The sequence below is a fragment of the Terribacillus saccharophilus genome (genome assembly GCF_046592895.1).
Taxonomy (GTDB): Bacteria; Bacillota; Bacilli; order Bacillales; family Amphibacillaceae; genus Terribacillus; species Terribacillus saccharophilus_D.
Genome location: NZ_JAWVPU010000004.1, coordinates 129,050 through 147,151 on the forward strand (window position 1 = coordinate 129,050; position 18,102 = coordinate 147,151).

At 42.6% G+C, this 18,102-nt stretch carries 17 protein-coding genes and 1 other annotated feature; of the genes, 3 read left to right on the forward strand and 14 right to left on the reverse strand.

Annotated features, from left to right (window positions below; translation table 11 throughout):
- Positions 1 to 5 precede the first annotated feature (5 nt).
- From pepF to SFC66_RS13510, 11 genes are all read right to left on the reverse strand, one after another.
- Positions 6 to 1,823, reverse strand: a complete 1,818-nt coding sequence (pepF, locus tag SFC66_RS13460; RefSeq protein ID WP_411219252.1) for an oligoendopeptidase F — start codon at positions 1,821 to 1,823, stop codon at positions 6 to 8.
- Positions 1,824 to 1,954: 131 nt separating this feature from the next.
- Positions 1,955 to 3,070, reverse strand: coding sequence for a competence protein CoiA (locus SFC66_RS13465; protein ID WP_411219253.1), 1,116 nt, complete (start codon positions 3,068 to 3,070; stop codon positions 1,955 to 1,957).
- Between the two features lie 109 nt (positions 3,071 to 3,179).
- On the reverse strand, positions 3,180 to 3,848 hold the full coding sequence (gene mecA, locus SFC66_RS13470; RefSeq protein WP_411219254.1) for an adaptor protein MecA: 669 nt from the start codon (positions 3,846 to 3,848) through the stop codon (positions 3,180 to 3,182).
- Positions 3,849 to 4,129: 281 nt separating this feature from the next.
- Positions 4,130 to 4,525: a transcriptional regulator SpxA gene (gene spxA, locus SFC66_RS13475; protein ID WP_093726917.1), complete on the reverse strand. Its 396-nt coding sequence runs from the start codon at positions 4,523 to 4,525 to the stop codon at positions 4,130 to 4,132.
- Positions 4,526 to 4,751: 226 nt separating this feature from the next.
- Entirely contained in the window at positions 4,752 to 5,342 is a 591-nt protein-coding gene (locus SFC66_RS13480) for a GNAT family N-acetyltransferase (RefSeq protein ID WP_411219255.1), read from the reverse strand.
- Between the two features lie 90 nt (positions 5,343 to 5,432).
- Positions 5,433 to 6,632 (reverse strand): putative glycoside hydrolase, encoded by a 1,200-nt coding sequence (locus tag SFC66_RS13485; RefSeq protein ID WP_411219256.1) that lies wholly within the window; start codon positions 6,630 to 6,632, stop codon positions 5,433 to 5,435.
- Between the two features lie 185 nt (positions 6,633 to 6,817).
- Entirely contained in the window at positions 6,818 to 7,762 is a 945-nt protein-coding gene (locus SFC66_RS13490) for an ABC transporter ATP-binding protein (RefSeq protein ID WP_411219257.1), read from the reverse strand.
- A complete protein-coding gene (locus SFC66_RS13495; protein ID WP_411219258.1) occupies positions 7,759 to 8,808 on the reverse strand; it encodes an ABC transporter ATP-binding protein in 1,050 nt (349 codons plus the stop codon). The genes SFC66_RS13490 and SFC66_RS13495 overlap by 4 nt, the downstream gene beginning before the upstream one ends.
- Before the next feature lie 14 nt (positions 8,809 to 8,822).
- Positions 8,823 to 9,983 carry an oligopeptide ABC transporter permease gene (opp3C, locus tag SFC66_RS13500; RefSeq protein WP_411219259.1) on the reverse strand — a complete coding sequence of 387 codons (1,161 nt, stop codon included), beginning with the start codon at positions 9,981 to 9,983 and terminating at the stop codon, positions 8,823 to 8,825.
- A gap of 3 nt (positions 9,984 to 9,986) precedes the next feature.
- Complete coding sequence (gene opp3b / locus SFC66_RS13505; protein ID WP_411219260.1) at positions 9,987 to 10,913, reverse strand: oligopeptide ABC transporter permease; 927 nt, start codon at positions 10,911 to 10,913, stop codon at positions 9,987 to 9,989.
- 127 nt (positions 10,914 to 11,040) lie between these two features.
- Positions 11,041 to 12,738, reverse strand: a complete 1,698-nt coding sequence (locus tag SFC66_RS13510) for a peptide ABC transporter substrate-binding protein (protein ID WP_411219261.1) — start codon at positions 12,736 to 12,738, stop codon at positions 11,041 to 11,043.
- Between the two features lie 324 nt (positions 12,739 to 13,062).
- Here SFC66_RS13510 and SFC66_RS13515 point away from each other — a divergent pair, with 324 nt between their 5' ends.
- Both SFC66_RS13515 and trpS read left to right on the forward strand, forming a co-directional pair.
- The gene (locus SFC66_RS13515) at positions 13,063 to 13,419 is read left to right on the forward strand and encodes a DUF3899 domain-containing protein (protein WP_411219262.1); all 357 of its coding nucleotides are present in this window, start codon (positions 13,063 to 13,065) and stop codon (positions 13,417 to 13,419) included.
- Between the two features lie 50 nt (positions 13,420 to 13,469).
- Positions 13,470 to 13,675: a binding site (T-box leader), on the forward strand.
- Positions 13,676 to 13,731: 56 nt separating this feature from the next.
- Positions 13,732 to 14,718, forward strand: a complete 987-nt coding sequence (trpS, locus tag SFC66_RS13520; RefSeq protein WP_411219263.1) for a tryptophan--tRNA ligase — start codon at positions 13,732 to 13,734, stop codon at positions 14,716 to 14,718.
- Between the two features lie 36 nt (positions 14,719 to 14,754).
- Here the strand turns inward: trpS and SFC66_RS13525 are convergent, their stop codons facing one another.
- Together SFC66_RS13525 and fabF are read right to left on the reverse strand one after the other, a co-directional pair.
- Positions 14,755 to 15,507: a YjbA family protein gene (locus SFC66_RS13525; RefSeq protein ID WP_411219264.1), complete on the reverse strand. Its 753-nt coding sequence runs from the start codon at positions 15,505 to 15,507 to the stop codon at positions 14,755 to 14,757.
- 204 nt (positions 15,508 to 15,711) lie between these two features.
- A complete protein-coding gene (gene fabF, locus SFC66_RS13530) occupies positions 15,712 to 16,950 on the reverse strand; it encodes a beta-ketoacyl-ACP synthase II (protein ID WP_411219265.1) in 1,239 nt (412 codons plus the stop codon).
- Positions 16,951 to 17,182: 232 nt separating this feature from the next.
- Between fabF and SFC66_RS13535 the strand changes: the two genes are divergently transcribed.
- Positions 17,183 to 17,392 carry a hypothetical protein gene (locus SFC66_RS13535; RefSeq protein WP_411219266.1) on the forward strand — a complete coding sequence of 70 codons (210 nt, stop codon included), beginning with the start codon at positions 17,183 to 17,185 and terminating at the stop codon, positions 17,390 to 17,392.
- Positions 17,393 to 17,412: 20 nt separating this feature from the next.
- Here SFC66_RS13535 and SFC66_RS13540 read toward each other — a convergent pair whose 3' ends face one another.
- The gene (locus SFC66_RS13540; protein WP_411219267.1) at positions 17,413 to 18,003 is read right to left on the reverse strand and encodes a hypothetical protein; all 591 of its coding nucleotides are present in this window, start codon (positions 18,001 to 18,003) and stop codon (positions 17,413 to 17,415) included.
- Positions 18,004 to 18,102 lie beyond the last annotated feature (99 nt).

Consider the following 18,102-nt stretch of genomic DNA (forward strand, 5'->3'; position numbering starts at 1 on the left):
TCTTTTTATTTCTGCAATAGCTTTTCCATTTCATCCAATTTTGCTTCGAACACATCCAGTGCAGACAGGATTGTCTGTTTGTCAGTCATATCCACTCCTGCAGATTTCAGTACTTCGATTGGATAATCGCTGCTTCCGGCCTTCAGGAAGCCGATGTATTTGTCAACAGCTGGCTGTCCTTCCTCCAGGACTTTAGCGGATAATGCCGTGGCAGCCGCGTAACCTGTCGCATATTGATACACATAATAATTGTAATAGAAATGCGGGATGCGCGCCCACTCCAAACCGATTTCTTCATCGATCGTCAATCCTTCGCCAAAGTATTTCTTATTCAGATCATAATACATCGACGTCAGTTTCTCTGCAGTCAGCACTTCTCCATCTTGCTGATGCTTGTGGATCATATGCTCGAATTCAGCAAACATCGTCTGGCGGAAAACGGTACCGCGGAACCCTTCCAGGAAGTGATTCAGCAAGTATAGCTTCTCCTGCTCATCGTCCACATTGTTGATCATATATTCATTCAGCAAAGCTTCATTGCAAGTAGAAGCAACCTCTGCTACGAATATGGAATAGTTGCCGTAACGATACGGCTGGTTGTTCCGCGTATAATAGCTGTGCACGGAATGGCCGAACTCATGTGCCAATGTGAATAAATTATTGACGTTATCCTGCCAGTTCATCAAGATATACGGATTCGTTCCATAAGCACCGGAAGAATAGGCACCGCTGCGTTTCCCTTTATTCTCTTCCACATCGACCCAGCGGTTTTCGAATCCTTCCTTCAGGATGCTTTGATAATCCTCACCTAGTGGTTTCAGACCTTTTAGGACAAGCTCTTTCGCCTCATCATATGATACTTTCATATCAACATCTTTGACAAGCGGTGTATAGAGATCATACATATGCAAATCATCGATGCCGAGGACTTTTTTGCGCAGTTCCACGTAACGATGAAGCAATGGAAGACGCTCATTGACGGCTTCTACCAAGTTATCGTAAACCTGCTCCGGGATTTTATTATTATCCAGGGCAGACTGGCGGGCAGACTCATAATTTCTTACTTTGGCATAAAAGTTATTCTTCTTCACCGTACCGGAAAGCGTTGAAGCGAAAGTATTCCGGAACTGGCCGAAAGTATCATACATGGATTTGAATGCATCCCGGCGCACTCGCTGATCTTTGGATTCCAGGAATGTGACATAGCGGCCGTGCGTCACGTCCACTTCTTCCCCATCTTCATTCTTGATGCTAGGGAATGTCAAATCGGCATTGTTGAGCATGCCGAAAGTAGCGGAACCATTATCAGTCACTTCGGATGCCTGGGCAAGCAGTGTCTCTTCTTTCTCAGACAGCACATGCGCCCGCTGACGGCTGATTTCATTCAATGTATGCTCGTACAATCTGAGTGCTTCATTTTCCTTGAGAAACGCTTGAATGCGATTCTCATCGATTGCAAGCAATTCCGGCACAATATAGCTCATCTTACTAGAAATATCTGTAATCACCAATTCAGCCTTCGATTGCAGCGCCTGATAATGTCCATTTGTCGTATCCTGGTCATACCGCATGTGCGCGTATGTATAAAGCTTACCGATACGCTCCGAAAGCTCATCCTGAAGTTTGAACATCTTATATAAAGTATCTGCTGACTCGCCCAGTTTGCCTTGGAAGGCAGAAATTTGATTACCATCCTCCGCTAATGCTTTGCGCTCTTCTTCCCATGCTTCATCAGTCGCAAATATATCCTCCAGCTTCCATGTTTTTTCTGCTGGTACTTCACTTCGTTTTGGTAAAGATTTAGCTGATTTTGACACGAACATCCTCCTCCATTGCTGCTTACCTTTTCTGTACTATAGACTATTTCGTATTTTTGCAGGGAAAATCCTTCAGTCACAAGCATTTTCTCTCTTATATTATATATAAAAGCAGTATAATCATGCGAAGAAAACGATTATACTGCCCCTTCAAACGGAGATTTCCTTTTCTTTTTGAACATATCGGATCCGACTGGTTCAAACCAGCCTGCCCGGCACAGCCGCTTCATATACGATTCTGCTGGATGGGTTTCGACTGAGATGGCAAACGGCTTACTTGTTATTTCCCATCTTCCTGTGATCGAAATCAATCGCTCAAGCGATACTTCTTCTTTCAGAGGAAGATGATGCAGCTGCTCAAGCCACAAGTCCGTCTGCCAAATATATGGGGGAACAGACAGACGATATTGCGTGTCCACTGGCTGCAATATATTTGCCGGGATATCTTGAAGCAGCAGCCCTTTGTTATATAAATTCATTACCCACCGTTTCACAATACTTGGAGCATGCGTGAGCGGTTTGGCCACTATCCTCGTTTGGAAGTCTTGCCAAGTTTGCATGATTTGCTGAAGGTTGATGGGAAGCGTTTTAAATAAATCGGGGAAATGTAGTTGATGAAGGTTGCGGAAATAAAACTGGCCGATCGTCTGTTTCTTTCCTGTCAGCAAGATATGCTGGACATTGCAAAAGCTCTCGTTATCAGCGCAATAGTACAGCAGCTGCAGCGGCATGTCCTGCTTGTATCGCATCAAAAAGCGCTGTTCCCTTTTCGGCAGATCGAACATATAAGTGGATGTACGCTTCATGCGATTGCCGCCGAGTATCCAAATGGGTGTTATGCCATTGTGCGCATAAGCTTCATTGCGACTGAGCAATTCTTCATCTGAGATGGCAGCACATTGATATTCAATTGCCAGCATCCTTCCGCTCTTTGTGTATACAAGTAAATCCGGACGCCTGTCAATTTTCTCGACGCGTTCTTCCAATTTGACGCTGTAGCCTTGTTTTTTGAACCAGTGAAAAAGTTGTAACTTCCCTTGCATATGATAAAGACTTTCACCTCCGTGGTGCAGATCACATGCATCGACCTTATCATGAGCAAAATGAGGAACCACTTTCTTACCCGCTCGAATGATTACAGGCTTTTTACAGGCAGGGCAGAGAAAACGCTGCTTCCTTAATTCACGAATCTGCTCTGGCCGATATAAAGCGAGCAGCACCAGCCCGCCATCTTCCAATTGGGCTTGCAGCATATCTTTCACCTCCGTGGCTTCAGTATATACCAATAAACCTATACAACTGAAAAATGGCCGAAAAAAAGCATTTTAGCACAAAAAAAATAGACATTCTAAAAGCGAATGTCTATTTGAGAGGGAAGTATTGCTTCACTTGTGTAAGTGCATCATCAGCGAAGATCACCTTGCCGTACTCTTCCAATCGGTAAATCGTTGTCTGGGAATCATAGCCGAATTCGAGCAATTGACTTAGAATGTCTTCTTGCTCATCATCCCCGAGTACAGTGTCATCGAATTCCACATAAAGCATATACTTCTCTTTATAATGGTATAGTCTGTTCTCGATGCCATACGTTTCCTCAAAGTAATGGCTAAGCTGAATCACATCTTCAAAGTCGCGGAATTGGATGACGAAAGATAATTCTTCCTCAGACTCTTCACCATCTTCCTCATGAGAGCCGAATTTGTCTTCAAGGACAGAATCAACTTTTTCTTCCACTGATGTTTGGATCGTTTTATCGTCCACATTCAGTTCCAAGCTCTCGCCGTCTTTGGAAAGCTGGGCTTTTGTCACGACGATTTCCAGTCCTTTATCCATGGCCTGCACTTGAATCCATAGCGGACCATCGACACTGAAGTCTTCTTTATAATTGACTTCATCCATCATCTGCCAAAATAATTGCTCACTTCTTTCGCGGTTATACCAAATATCTTCTTTATCAAAGCCGCGATCTTCAATATCTATATAAGATATATAAAATTTGATTGTATTTTCATTAATTCTTTCTATTTCCATGGTTTTCTCTCCCTCCAGTAAAGTGTCAGGTGAAAAACGCCCTCTTGCCTTTACACTTCCCGTATTCCCTTACCCTCAATCTAACTATTTCTGTGTATGACTCTATTTTATGATAAATCCTGCTGTATGGAAAACAGAAAGGCTTACATATGCCGAAAAAAGGCGAATGCCTTAGCTGGATTCTGTTCATTGTAGCGCATTTCAGATAATTTGTCATCTCAGGAGCTGATAAGAAAAAAGACGTGGATCCCGTAGGATCCACGCCCTTTATCTGTTAAGAGTTAGTTGACCATCCGCTGTGCTTCGCGCAACTGGAAAGTACGCACAGTTCTTGGCAAGAAGCGGCGAATTTCGTCTTCATTATAACCAACCTGCAAACGTTTCTCATCAAGAATGATCGGACGTCGCAAAAGGCCAGGGTTTTCTTGAATCAAGCTATATAACTTCTTCAATGGTAATTGATCTAAGTTCATATTTAGGCTTTGGAAAACCTTCGAGCGCGTAGAGATGATCTCATCCGTACCATCCTCTGTCATACGCAGGATTTCCTTGATTTCTTCAAGTGATAATGTCTCGGAGAAGATGTTCCTCTCTGTGAACGGAATATCGTGCTCTTCTAACCAAGCTTTAGCTTTGCGGCAAGATGTACAACTTGGTGAGGTATAAAGTGTTACCATTAAACTTCACTCCTCAATACAGAATATGTTTCTATTTCGTTGCCCATGGAAAGATTTTATTTAAAATGATTTTAATGTAATCTCTCTATGTACAAGTATACTACAGCGGTCAAGTTAATGAAAGGCTTCCTGAAAGATACCACAGTTTTTACACAAATATACGTTTGTATCGTCGTTATGGTTACTGTTTACCCGGTACACAATGTTTAAAACCTAATCTGATAAATTATTTTTCTTTTTGTTTTGCTTTATCAAAAATGCTATCTTTCGCTGCGGTTGATGAGAATGTCAGCACTTCATCCGCCAGCTGGTAGGGTTGCCCATATAGCTGCTCATCTTTGTAAGTATGGATTTGTTCGTACATATCCCGCATGGCTTCGAAAATCTGCTCTTCTGTCTCACCATTTGGCGCCCAATAAAGGATTTCCATCGGATTTTCTTTATCCGTCGCCAGTGATCGGCGGTTATAGCCAATCATTTGGGCATGCTGAAACCCATGCCTTTCATAAAAGCGCAGTCGCTTCTCGGAATCTGTATCATCATATTGTAGCGGTTCCACTTCCAAAAGGATGGGCTTTCCCTTTTGTTTCAGCTTGTCGATCAGCTTACCGCCGATTCCTTTACCTCTGGTTTTACCAGCTACATATAAATAATCGATGAAAAGAAAATGGTCGAATTCCGCATACATGAGAACATGGTCTTCACTTTCATCTTTAAAGTACACATCTGCTTTTTCTTGAAGCAATACTTGCATATGCTCTTTCGACTTCATCTCCTCTACCGGAAAATATCTGCTTAATTTCTCATACCAATCCATATTAATCTCCTTCAGCACGGTGATAGCTTAGTTATACCCGAAGAGCAATGCCCTAAACAAAAACAGCACCCATCAGGGAGCTGTTTTGCTTCAAGGCGTGAAATCCACACCTTCCGTATAACTGTTACCAGCATTCCAAATGAGAAATTCATCGATTCCATTCTCATTTAGCGCCCGAATCTGATCTTCCACTTCTTGCTTGCCGTACTGTTTGGAAGATACCCATGGTGCTTCGAAATCTTGGATCCACGGCCTGGACACAGGTTTATTTTCCAATTTGCCCAATACTTCGTTCTCTACTTTTGCATACTCTGCTGTCAGCTCGTACGGATGGTCATTCGGGACATCCAGTCCAAAATAAGAAGTCCAGTGACTTGGATAGATCATGGATGAAATCACATCTACATTCGATGATATCTTGGAGAAGTTTTGACCGATTCCCGGTGCTTCATCAAGTGTCGCTGCATAACCGAATATATCAACTGAGGTCTGCACATCGTAATTTGCCAATTCCTCTTTGGCGTAAGCAACAAAATCCGTAACCGCATTGACTCGTTTTTGTACATTGTCTGTATCATCTTTTGTGTATTCACCAAGATCATATTGCAGCTCATCATCTTTCGTTTCAAAGCCCTCAGGGAAGCGCACGTAATCGAATTGCACTTCCTGGAAGCCCATCATTGCGGCTTCCTTTGCCAATTCGACATTGTATTCCCATACTTCATGCTGGAATGGGCTTACAAAAGCCTCCCCGCGCCCGTTCTTCCAGACACTTCCATCAGCATTCGTGAAAGAAAGCTCTGGCTTCTTCTCGGCCAACAATGTATCTTTGAATACAACGATACGTGCAATCGGATAAATTTCATGTTCTTCCAGTACTTTCAGCATTTCCTGCGGATCGTCGATGTAATCTTGTGCTATGTCGTAATATGGAGAATTCTCATCAGGTGTGTATGTAATGTTCCCATGATCATCCTTGATATCGATGACCATTGCATTCAAATCTGTCTCATCGACCATCTTCACCAAACTGTCGAATTTTTCCCCTCCTGCGCTTGGGCCTGTTACATAAATGCCTCTGACAGCATCGGGGTATTCAAAGGAAAGATTTGATGAGTATGTAAATCGTTTCATGACTTGTGGCACTTCATATGTCTGTACTGTCGAAGAGCGAGCTGTCAGCTTCTTACCTTCCAATTGTTCTTCTTCATTAGCAGCAAATGCAGCTGTCGGAAGCAAAGCAGTGACCGTAAAAGCGGCTGTCAACATCGTCTTTTTGAATTTTCCCATTCTATCAATCTCCTATTTGGTGTTAGTTTCATTATAAGGTAGATATTTGGAAGATGAAACCGATTAAAGACGAAATAACCAAAAAATTGTCTAAATATCCCCTGTTGGTTATTAACCTTAATCCCCTTAAAGCAAACCTGGGAATGCACAAAAAAACCGCAAGTATGAAACTTGCGGTTTTATCATCAATTAGTGACTTTATCTTGCTGTTCTTTTTTATATGCTTCGAATTCTTTTGATGTACAAAGCACCCAGTGGCGTGGGCTGATTTCACGGAATTCCGGCTCTTCACTTGTATCGTGCTGACTCGGATCATATACGATACGGTTGCGGCTGCGCTCATAAATGGGATCAGGGAGCGGAATCGCAGAAAGCAGGGAGCGTGTGTACGGATGAATCGGATTTTTATATAACTCATCCGCATCGGCAAGCTCAACTAATTTACCAAAGTACATAACGCCGATTCGATCACTGATGTATTTCACCATGGAAAGGTCATGGGCGATGAATAAGTATGTGAGACCTTTCTCTTTTTGAAGCTGCTTCATCAAGTTCACTACCTGCGCCTGGATGGATACATCAAGTGCGGAAATTGGTTCATCGGCAATGATGAACTCTGGTTCCACAGCCAGCGCCCGTGCGATACCAAGACGCTGGCGCTGACCTCCTGAGAATTCATGCGGATAACGGCTTGCATGTTCTTTGTTCAAGCCGACAGTTTCCAGCAGTTCATACACTTTCGCTTTCCGCTCTTCGCCATTTTTCGCCAAGCCATGAATATCGATACCTTCTGCAATGATATCCATGACTGTCATACGTGGATTCAAAGAAGAATAAGGATCTTGGAAGATCATTTGCATCTGGCGGTTGAACTTCTTCAAATCTGCTTTATTCTTCTTCCCTTGTACATTCTCACCTTTGAAAAGTACTTCCCCATCTGTGGAGTTGTACAAACGGATGATAGAGCGGCCGGTTGTGGATTTACCACAGCCAGACTCACCTACAAGACCGAATGTCTCTCCTTTATAAATATCAAACGTCAGTCCGTCCACCGCTTTGACGACGTTATTTCTGCCAAGTTTGAAATGCTGCTTCAAATTCTTGATTTCAAGTAATTTTTCCTGATTCATTTTTGTGTCGCCTCCTCAGAATGGTCCATTGACTCAATCCGCTTCTTCACTGATTCCGGCGGTTCGACTTTCGGAGCATCTTCATGCAGCAGCCAAGTCGCTGCATAATGCGTGTCAGTCACCTTGAACATCGGCGGCTGTTCCACAAAATCAATCTCCAGTGCGAATTTATTTCGCGCTGCAAAGGCATCCCCTTTTGGAGGTGCAATCAAATCAGGAGGTGTACCTGGTATCGCGAACAGTTCCTCTTCGTCACTCTCAAGTGTCGGCATGGAACCGAGCAGACCCCATGTGTACGGGTGCTTCGGATTATAGAACACTTCATCCACTGTACCGATTTCGACGATCTTACCGGCATACATTACCGCAACCCGGTCCGCTACGTTGGCAACTACACCAAGGTCATGTGTGATGAAGATGATGGAAGTATCGACTTTTTTCTGGATATCTTTCATCAGTTCCAAAATTTGGGCTTGGATGGTTACATCCAATGCTGTAGTCGGCTCATCCGCAATCAATACACGCGGATTACAAGCAAGTGCCATAGCGATGACGACACGCTGGCGCATACCACCCGAGAACTGGTGCGGGTATTGCTTCATACGAGCTTCCGGATTTGGGATCTTAACCAAGTCCATCAGTTCAATCGCTTTTTTCTTCGCTGCTTCTTTGCCTAAATTTTGATGCTTCAGCAGGCCTTCCATAATTTGCGTACCGACTTTCATTGTCGGGTTGAGGGAAGTCATTGGATCCTGGAAGATCATCGCCATCTCTTTCCCACGAATTTTCTGTAATTCTTTTTCTTTCATGTTCCCAATATCTTTATTATCCAATTTAATGGATCCTTGCTTAATGAAGCCATGCGGCTTTGGAAGCAGACCCATCAACGCTTTTGTAGTGACGGATTTACCAGACCCTGATTCACCCACGATTGCTAGTGTCTCGCCTTTATTCAAATGGAAGTTCACGCCTCTTACCGCTTGTACTTCTCCGCTGTACGTTTTAAAAGAAACATGTAAGTCATTGACTTCTAGTAGTCTCTCCATATTTTCACCCGCCATCATTTTTTATTTAGTCTTGGATCAAATGCATCCCGGATACCATCACCAAGAATGTTGAATCCGATCATTATCAAAGAAATGAGTATCGCTGGGAATACAAGAACATATGGTGATGTCTGTAAAGCTTTAAAACCGTCGTTTATCAACGTTCCCAGTGATGCTGCTGGTGAAGGTAAACCTAGACCGATGAAACTCAGGAATGATTCGAAAAATATGGCTGATGGGATGGAGAACATAGTGTTGACGATGATAAGTCCCATCACATTCGGAATCAAGTGCCTTAGTATTATTTTTCTATCGGGAGCACCGAGTGTCCTGGAAGCCAAGACGAATTCTTGTCCTTTCAGTTTCAAGACCTCACCCCGGACAATCCTGGCCATACTAGTCCAACCTGTAATGGTCAGCGCTATGATGATAGCCCATAGACCTGGGTCCAAAATCAAAATCATCAAGATTACTACTACCAAGTTAGGAATACCCATGACAATCTCAAGGAAACGCATCATTATATTATCGACTTTACCGCCGTAATATGCTGCAATACCGCCATAAAGTACACCTATCGCTAAATCGATTGCAGCTGCTATGACTGCGATAAGAATGGAGATCCTTGTTCCATCCCATGTTCTGGTCCACAGATCACGTCCAAGTCTGTCTGTCCCGAAGTAAAAATAAGTATCTTCATAACCTTTGGCTGCATACTTATCATAAGTAGCTTTTATTTCAGCAGAATTGGGATTACCGTTTCCTTCATTTACAACATCGATTTTGATGAATTCTTCATTGCTGTCATCAATATCATATTGCATATATGCTTTCCGTTCTGCAGTTTCTACATTATTACCATTGAAATGCTTGGTCTCCATGCCATCAAGTCCAAGCCAAGAAATATCTTCAAGAACAGGGACCCTAGGTGATAGCAACGACCTATTCAAGTCTTGTTCACGAGAAGAATAATCACTAGCAATTGGTGCAAAAATACTCATCAGCACGATGAACAATAAGATAATCGCAGCAATCATGACAAATACATTCTTTCGTAAGCTCCTAAAAGCGTCTTGCATCAATGTGCGACTTTCTCTTACGATACTATCACTTTGGTCTCTGGAGCGATCTACAGGTTTAAATAGTTTCGAGTCATATCGTTTTTTATTTTCCATGCGTTATTTGCCTCCAGATACTCTGATTCTAGGGTCAATAATTCCATACAAGATATCGATTATCAGTATCATCACGATGAATACAACTGCAAAAAATAGTGTAGTACCCATGATGATAGGGAAATCATTCGTATTAACAGAGGAAACAAATTGCTGACCTATTCCTGGTACTGAGAATATCTGTTCGATAACCAAAGTACCTGTCAACAGACTGACTGCCAAAGGTCCTAGAACTGTAACCAATGGAATCAAAGCATTTCTGATACCATGTTTGAAGACGATGGCTGTGCCCCCTAAGCCCTTCGCTCTAGCTGTCGTGATATAGTCTTGGTTCAAAACTTCAATCATTTCTGTTCTTACAAAACGCGCACAAGTGGCCAGTGGGAATATCGCCAGCGCAATAGTCGGTAAAATGGTATAGGCGAAACCATTCCAAGTGGCAACCGGTAATAGTTCAAGCTTTACACCGATGAAATATTGTAAAATCCCCGCAAAAATAAAAGAAGGAATCGATGTACCTAATACGGCAAGAACTGTCGATGCATAATCCGTAATACCATTATGATAAATTGCGGATAATAATCCTAAAGCCACACCAAGTATGGAACCTACCAGCAAGGCTTGTATACCGAGCTGAGCAGAGGCCGGAATACCTTCAGCCAAGATGGTAGTTACAGGTCTGTTATCAAGTTGGAAAGACACCCCTAAATCCCCTTGCACAAGACCAAGTAAATATTTACCGTATTGAACAGGAATCGGATCGTTCAAACCATAACTATCCAGGATTATTTCTCTCTGTTCCGGACTAAGTTTATCTGCAGCAGATAGCGGTGTACCTGGCAGGAACTTCATTAAGACGAAAGAGATTGTAGCTATTAAAAATAGAGTGATAACCATGTATATCAACCGTTGTCCAATATACCTAACCATAATGCCCTCCTGAATTAATTGAATTTTATTTTTTTTATGAAAATACCCTGAAATGGGAAAGAGAGTATAAACTGTGATCGTTTATACTCCCTTCAACCATCATCCCATATAAAATGTAGCAGTAAACTTATTGTGCATTTTCTGCGGCAGCATTATCAGCATAAGCCCATTTATATTCCCAGCGTGAACCAGTCTGGTTTTTATAAACATTCTTAACTTTAGGACTGATCAAGTATGAACGTCCATCCTGATAAATTGGTGCAATCGCAGCGTCTTCCAACAATATTTTCTCTGCTTCTAGTGCATCATTCCAACGAGCTTCCGGATCAAGTGCATTTTCATTCACAGATCGCTCAACTGCAGTGTCATATGCCTCGCTAGAGTAGTTCATGTGGTTATTTTCTCCCTCAGTTTCAAACATACTTAGGAAGGTATAAGGATCTACATAGTCTGGATTCCAGCCTGCGACTTCAATATCGTAGTCTTCAGATGTATCCAATTCCAATCTTTGTTGGAAAGGTACTTTCAAAGTCTTAACTGTAAGACCATCAAGATTGGTTTCCAATTGTTCTTGGAAATAGTCAACCATATTAGTAGAAGTAGTAGTATCACCAGTAAGGATTTCAACCGTCACTTCATCTGTACCCAATTCTTCTTTCGCTGTTTCCCAAGCTTTTTTAGCTTCATCTACGTTGTAAGACAGGTAATCTCCGCTTGCTTCACGGAAATCTTCACCATCTTCACTTGTGTAGAAATCTTTTGGAATCAAACCGTTGATTTCTGTTGAACCGTTATTAAGTACTACATCGACTAGACCTTTTTTGTCAATCGCTTGTGCAATAGCTTTACGGACGTTGATATTAGCTAAAGGTGTTTTTTCACCATTGCGCTCTTGGTTCAATTTCAAATACCAAGGACCCGCTTCAAGATACTGCTGGAAGCCAATGTCATTGATTCTTTCATTAACGAATTCAGCAGATATCGGAGTACGATCAAGCTTTCCGGTATCATACAAGTTAACAGCTGTTGCTGCATCTTTGACGATTTGTACATTGATTTCTTCTAATTGAACTGTTTCAGCATCCCAGTAGTCTTCATTTTTTACAAATTTGAAGCTGCTTCCGTGGTTCCATTCTGTCATTTTGAAAGGACCATTTGAGATCATATTATCTGCTTCAAGTGCGAACTGGTCACCTTGTTCTTCCACGAAGTCTTGGTATACAGGGAAGAATGTGGAATTAGTTGTAAGTGATTGGAAGTAAGGAACAGGTTTTTCAAGTTCCACTACAAGCTTGTAGTCTCCGTCAGCTTTTACGCCAAGTTCAGATACGTCGCTTTCACCTTTGGCAATGGCATCAGCATTTTTAATGATGCCGCCCATCAAGTATGGACCGTATTCTGATTTAGTGTCTGGGTTAACGGCTCTTTGCCATGCATAAACAAAATCATGAGCTGTAACAGGTTCGCCATTGCTCCATTTGGCATCTTCACGAAGATTGAAAGTCCAAGTTAAAGCGTCTTCACTGACCTCAGGATCGCCTGTAGCGATACCTTCAGCGATTTCCCCATCTTTCATACGATAAAGCCCTTCGTATGTTTCTGTAATCCACTGACTACCAACTGTATCCGTTGAAATCTGCGGGTCCATGGAAGGAATGTCCGAAGCTTCCTCCAAATTGAATACCTGATCACCATTCGCGGATCCTTCCGCACTATCTCCGCTGCCACCATCTCCGCCTGAGCCGCTAGAGCCCCCGGAACATGCAGCAAGGAAGGAACTAAGTACTAAAACAAGTGCAAGTAATAACCAGTTCGTCTTTCTCATGTAAAACATGACCTCCCCAAAAATTCTAAATTTTATCACTTTTCAACGAACAACTTGTTCGCAATTAGAATTATACAAGTTTTCTCACAATTTGTGCACCCCTAAATTTATAGCAATTTTACAAAAGTGCGAAAACATTGCATTTTCATAACAAAAAACAGGACTATTTAACTAGTTTATTTTACTGATTTATTAATTAATTTTATGCTTTTTACACAATTGCGAGTATAATGGCTTTTTAGATTAACTCAATCTTTTAGGAATAAATGTTCACCATTTTCTGTGCTATAATTATTCATAATCTTTAGAAGGCGGTAATATATTTTGTTTGGTAAACGGAACTTGATTCTACTATTAATCAACTTAGCGATCATAGCTGTACTGTTCTTCCTTTCAGATCAGCAAAATCTTCTTTCCCTGATAAATTCCATCTTTTATGTAGCTTTCTTTTACTTTATCATCGGCCTTCTATTGTTCGTCATTAAAGGAAGGGTGCTTGATGGCATAACCAGAAGTTTTCGTAGATTCAGTAAGATGATGAGCAAGGGAACGCTTGATTTTGAAGAGAATGGAGATCCTTCTGCATGGGTCAACAAATCATTCCTGCATTATATGTTATGCCAGGCTGCTGTACTTATCGGGCTGATGCTTATACTTCTGGCGATTTTTTATCTTATCTGACCCAACTTGCAAACCGGTCGCAACATGCATATAATAAATAACTAACAGAATAAAAAGCGACGAAGAAAATGTAGTACGTTACTCCTCTGGTTAAAGAGAGCTTGTGGCTGGTGTGAACAAGTACCATGGGTAGCGGAAATTGGGTTTTTGGAGCTGCGGGGTAAACTCCCGCCGTTTTAGCAGGCGTTAACTGCATCAAGTGATCCTTCGTAAGGAAGGATAAATAGGGTGGCACCGCGGTCTATTCGTCCCTGCAGAATTTGCAGGAAAGCGAATGGATTTTTTTGTGTCTTTTTTAGGAGGAAGATTAAGATGAAAACTATTTTTTCAGGCATCCAGCCGAGCGGCAGCTTGACGCTTGGCAATTATATTGGAGCACTCAGCCAGTTCCCTGCTTTGCAGGATGACAATCAATGTTACTTTTGCATCGTGGATGAGCATGCGATCACGGTTCCGCAGGACAGACTGAAGCTGAAGCAGCAAATACGCTCGCTGGCAGCACTTTATCTGGCTGCAGGTATCGATCCGGAGAAATCCGTCCTTTTCATTCAATCCGAAGTACCTGCACATACGCAGCTGGGCTGGATGATTCAATCGATCAGTTATATCGGTGAATTGGAAAGAATGACACAGTACAAGGATAAATCGGATGGTAAAGATGGTGTTTCAGCTGCTCTGCTGACGTATCCCCCACTAATGGCTGCCGACATTCTACTATACAATACAGATATCGTACCTGTCGGTGACGATCAAAAACAGCATCTGGAGCTGACGCGCAATGTAGCGGAACGCTTTAACAATCGTTTCAATAATATCTTCACAGTACCGGATATCCAAATCACAAAAGTTGGTGCACGGATCATGTCCTTGCAGGAACCAACGAAAAAGATGAGTAAATCCGATGCGAATTTGAAAGCCTCCATCTTCATCTTGGATGAACCAAAGCAAATCGAGAAGAAAATCAAGAGTGCGGTCACTGACTCCGAGGGTGTCGTACGATTTGATAAAGAAAACAAACCAGGCGTCAGCAACTTGCTTACAATCTATTCGGTTGCGACTAATAAAACAATCGAAGAAAGCGAACAGGATTTTGCAGGCAGTGGTTATGGCGATTTCAAACAAGCAGTTGCGGAAGCAGTGGTGAACATGCTCTCCCCTATCCAGCAGCGTTATTATGAATGGATGGAAAGCGATGCATTGGATGAAGTGCTTGATAAGGGCGCAGAACGCGCACAAGCAGTAGCAAATAAAACGTTGCGCAAAGCCAAAAAAGCGATGGGATTAGGTCGCGGCAAATAAAAAATATCCCCGGCAGGATGATAGCCGGGGATATTTTTATGATGTTTTTGCTTGATCATTCTGCTCAAGTTCCCAAAGTTTTTCATAAAATGGCTGTCCCTTTACCATTTTTTCGCATAGTTCCTCTTGTTTCTTGCTCCAGCCAACAGAGACACCATCATACAGCTTCTGCCACGCATCCTGGAATTCCAAGGAACGGTTCACGTGATACTCTTCCGGTGTCCATTCTGTCAGCCAGTATCTGACTTGATCCAGATTCTCACTTGTTTCAAGCTGGTCCATCGCCATCATCAAGAGCTGTTTCAGCTGCCTTTCCTTCCTTGTCAAACCGACCATCAAATCCGGCTTCAGAGATAGGATATGATACGCCTTTTCCTCTCCTTCTGCCCTCCAGTCGAATGCTTCAGGCTCAATATCTTCAATCATTTGATAAACAAGTCTTTCCTGACGCGGAATGAGTCTGCTTTTCCTGACAGGGGTGATATACCCCATCGTATCAATCGCAAGGATTGCTTTTCCGTTCGTTACGATGCATGCATAATCGATGCTGATCCGCTCTTGGTTCTTTCGCAAGAAAGCTTTTCGGTATATCTTGTCCAGCATTGCCTTCGGAAGCTCTTGCAAGTCGTTTTCAATGTATGCGAAAAGCGCATCTTCTATGTAGAGTAATGGTACTTGATCGAGCAGTTCGATGCCATCTTCTTTTCGCCATTCGTGAAACGAACATACGTTGTAGCCATTTTCTTCACCTTCAAACCAATTCACCCAAATATCATGCATAAATAACATAGATAACCCTCACTTTGCTTTTCGATTCTGCTATTCCGACATCGGAACACACTTGCATGCAGCTTTGGTTCTTGGGTGTAGGAGCGTGTTCCGTGTGGCTTGTAGTAGGATACATTATGACCAACCAGCAAGGAATTATTCTTGTATTATATGATTGATGAAAATAAAAAAGACCTCCCGCTAAAATGGGAGGTCTGTAAAACATCACTGATATCGTTTGAATACAAGCGCTGCATTATGGCCGCCGAAGCCGAGTGAATTGCTCAAAGCGGCACGGACTTGCTTCTCTCGCTTCACGTTCGGTACATAATCCAAATCACAAAGCGGATCTTTTTCCATCTGATTGATTGTCGGCGGAATCATGCCTTCTTGGATTGTTTTGACACAGATTATCGCTTCCACTGCTCCAGCAGCACCAAGCATATGTCCTGTCATGGATTTCGTCGAAGAGATCGCCGTCTGATAAGCATGATCACCCAGTAGCTGTTTTAAAGCTGCTGTTTCGAATTTATCGTTAAGCTCCGTGCTTGTCCCATGTGCATTGACATAGTCGATATCCTCAGCCTGCAGTCCGGCATCGTCCATCGCCTGACGCATCGCGCGTACAGCACCCTCGCCTTCTGGAGCTGGTGCAGTGATATGATACGCATCACCAGATGCACCGTAACCGACGATTTCAGCATAAATCGTTGCACCGCGTTCCAAAGCGGAATCAAGTGATTCCAAAATCAAGATTCCCGCTCCTTCTCCCATGACGAAACCATCTCGGTTAGCATCGAATGGGCGGCTTGCTGTCTTCGGATCATCATTAAAGGAAAGCGCTTTGGCAGCCGAGAACCCTGCAAAAGCCATTTTTGTCAGAGGTGCTTCCGATCCGCCAGTGATCATTGCATCCGCATCACCACGCTCGATCACTTTGAAAGCATCCCCAATCGAGTTCGCACCGGATGCACATGCCGTGACAGAGCATGAGTTGATCCCTTTTGCACCAAGCTGGATGGATACTTGGCCAGAAGCCATATCCGGAATCATCATTGGTACAAAGAATGGACTTACTCGGCGGGGTCCTTTTGTCATCAGCTTCTCGAATTGTTCTTCGTATGTTCCCATTCCGCCAATACCGGAACCGATCCATACACCGATGCGATTAGCGTTATCTTCCGTTATTTCAAGCTTTGCGTCTTCGACAGCCATCTTACTTGCTGCTACCGCATATTGCGTGAAAAGATCCATACGCTTGGACTCTTTCTTTTCCATATAGTCTTCTGGATTGAAGTCCTTCACTTCCGCTGCCACTTTCGCAGGGTAATCATCTTTATTCACACGGGTCAATACATCGACACCCGATTTACCTTCCAAGAGATTCTGCCACGTTGTAGCGGCGTCATTTCCAACTGGTGTCACCGCACCTATACCCGTGACAACGACTCTTTTCTTTTCCATACGATTGTTTCCTCCTTCTTCAGCAAAAAGATCATGCTGAAGCTGTTCTGACTGGTCTGCTTATTATAATGACCATGATAAAGTGCTTAATCTGAAATATATTGTAACGTATTTTTCTTGTTCTGTAAGCTGTTTAGTATAAACAAAATATCTGCACTGCAAAATTATAGGATAAACACATAGACAAGATACCATGATGGTACATATTGTATGGTATGGAGGAGATGAAAAAATGAGAGACGATTCCCGGATGGATGAATTTCTTTTTGGTAAAAGAAGAAAAACGAAACAAGTTGAAGAAGAGCCAAAAAAAGAAGATGCGAAGAAAGATTTCAATTTAATGGAGACAGCTGGCACCATCATGCAAACCTATGAGCAGCTCTCTCCATATGTAAAACATCTGCGAAACCATGCCAAGAAATTCATGTCGAAGAAAAAATGAATGAGTACGGAGCAGGTTCACTAATAAAAGCGGCTGTATTGGCCATAGTGCTTGTGCAGTACTTTTAAATCATCGGATATATTTCGTTTTATGGCGATTATCGATCGATCCTCCTGCTCCGGACATACTTCTTCTGCATAGATTCGGTATCCTTCCATTTCTCTCCCTGCGGCTAACAGTTTACTGATCGTTTGCATCACCGATGTTATCGGAAGTGCATGCTGCAGGAAATAATCGTCTTGGAACGGAATAAGCCGGTCATTCCATATTACAGCCTCCTCATTCCTGGGCATCCATTCACCATATAATATAGGAAGCAAAATTTGATTCCCGCGCATTGACTCTTCAGCTGCTTCATAACTGATATCCACATGACGATTTGATTCAGCTCTCTTTGCAGCTGAACCGAAAAAACCGATTGCTGCATCATATTGCTTTCCTTGCAGCCCTTCGCTGAACATGGCATGGCGAGCGAGATACATACTTAAATGCATTTCTTTTTCCGACAAATCTTCTTCATGTAACCCTGTGACTTCATGTCCATCTTCCAATAGCGCCTGAACGAGATGATAACCTTCCCAAGTGTAGCATTGATTGACGAGGAACTGCATGAAACCCACCTCTCCCATTCATGTGAGTATTTGCACAAGAAACATTTTCTTTTTGACCGGAACCTGCTATTATAGAAGTATATGTGTGAATGATAGAGG

Coding starts and splice junctions, on each gene's coding strand:
- pepF (WP_411219252.1), bottom strand. CDS start 1,823: ATGTTCGTGTCAAAATCAGCTAAATCTTTACCAAAACGAAGTGAAGTA.
- SFC66_RS13465 (WP_411219253.1), bottom strand. CDS start 3,070: ATGCTGCAAGCCCAATTGGAAGATGGCGGGCTGGTGCTGCTCGCTTTA.
- mecA (WP_411219254.1), bottom strand. CDS start 3,848: ATGGAAATAGAAAGAATTAATGAAAATACAATCAAATTTTATATATCT.
- spxA (WP_093726917.1), bottom strand. CDS start 4,525: ATGGTAACACTTTATACCTCACCAAGTTGTACATCTTGCCGCAAAGCT.
- SFC66_RS13480 (WP_411219255.1), bottom strand. CDS start 5,342: ATGGATTGGTATGAGAAATTAAGCAGATATTTTCCGGTAGAGGAGATG.
- SFC66_RS13485 (WP_411219256.1), bottom strand. CDS start 6,632: ATGGGAAAATTCAAAAAGACGATGTTGACAGCCGCTTTTACGGTCACT.
- SFC66_RS13490 (WP_411219257.1), bottom strand. CDS start 7,762: ATGAATCAGGAAAAATTACTTGAAATCAAGAATTTGAAGCAGCATTTC.
- SFC66_RS13495 (WP_411219258.1), bottom strand. CDS start 8,808: ATGGAGAGACTACTAGAAGTCAATGACTTACATGTTTCTTTTAAAACG.
- opp3C (WP_411219259.1), bottom strand. CDS start 9,983: ATGGAAAATAAAAAACGATATGACTCGAAACTATTTAAACCTGTAGAT.
- opp3b (WP_411219260.1), bottom strand. CDS start 10,913: ATGGTTAGGTATATTGGACAACGGTTGATATACATGGTTATCACTCTA.
- SFC66_RS13510 (WP_411219261.1), bottom strand. CDS start 12,738: ATGAGAAAGACGAACTGGTTATTACTTGCACTTGTTTTAGTACTTAGT.
- trpS (WP_411219263.1), top strand. CDS start 13,732: ATGAAAACTATTTTTTCAGGCATCCAGCCGAGCGGCAGCTTGACGCTT.
- SFC66_RS13525 (WP_411219264.1), bottom strand. CDS start 15,507: ATGTTATTTATGCATGATATTTGGGTGAATTGGTTTGAAGGTGAAGAA.
- fabF (WP_411219265.1), bottom strand. CDS start 16,950: ATGGAAAAGAAAAGAGTCGTTGTCACGGGTATAGGTGCGGTGACACCA.
- SFC66_RS13535 (WP_411219266.1), top strand. CDS start 17,183: ATGAGAGACGATTCCCGGATGGATGAATTTCTTTTTGGTAAAAGAAGA.
- SFC66_RS13540 (WP_411219267.1), bottom strand. CDS start 18,003: ATGCAGTTCCTCGTCAATCAATGCTACACTTGGGAAGGTTATCATCTC.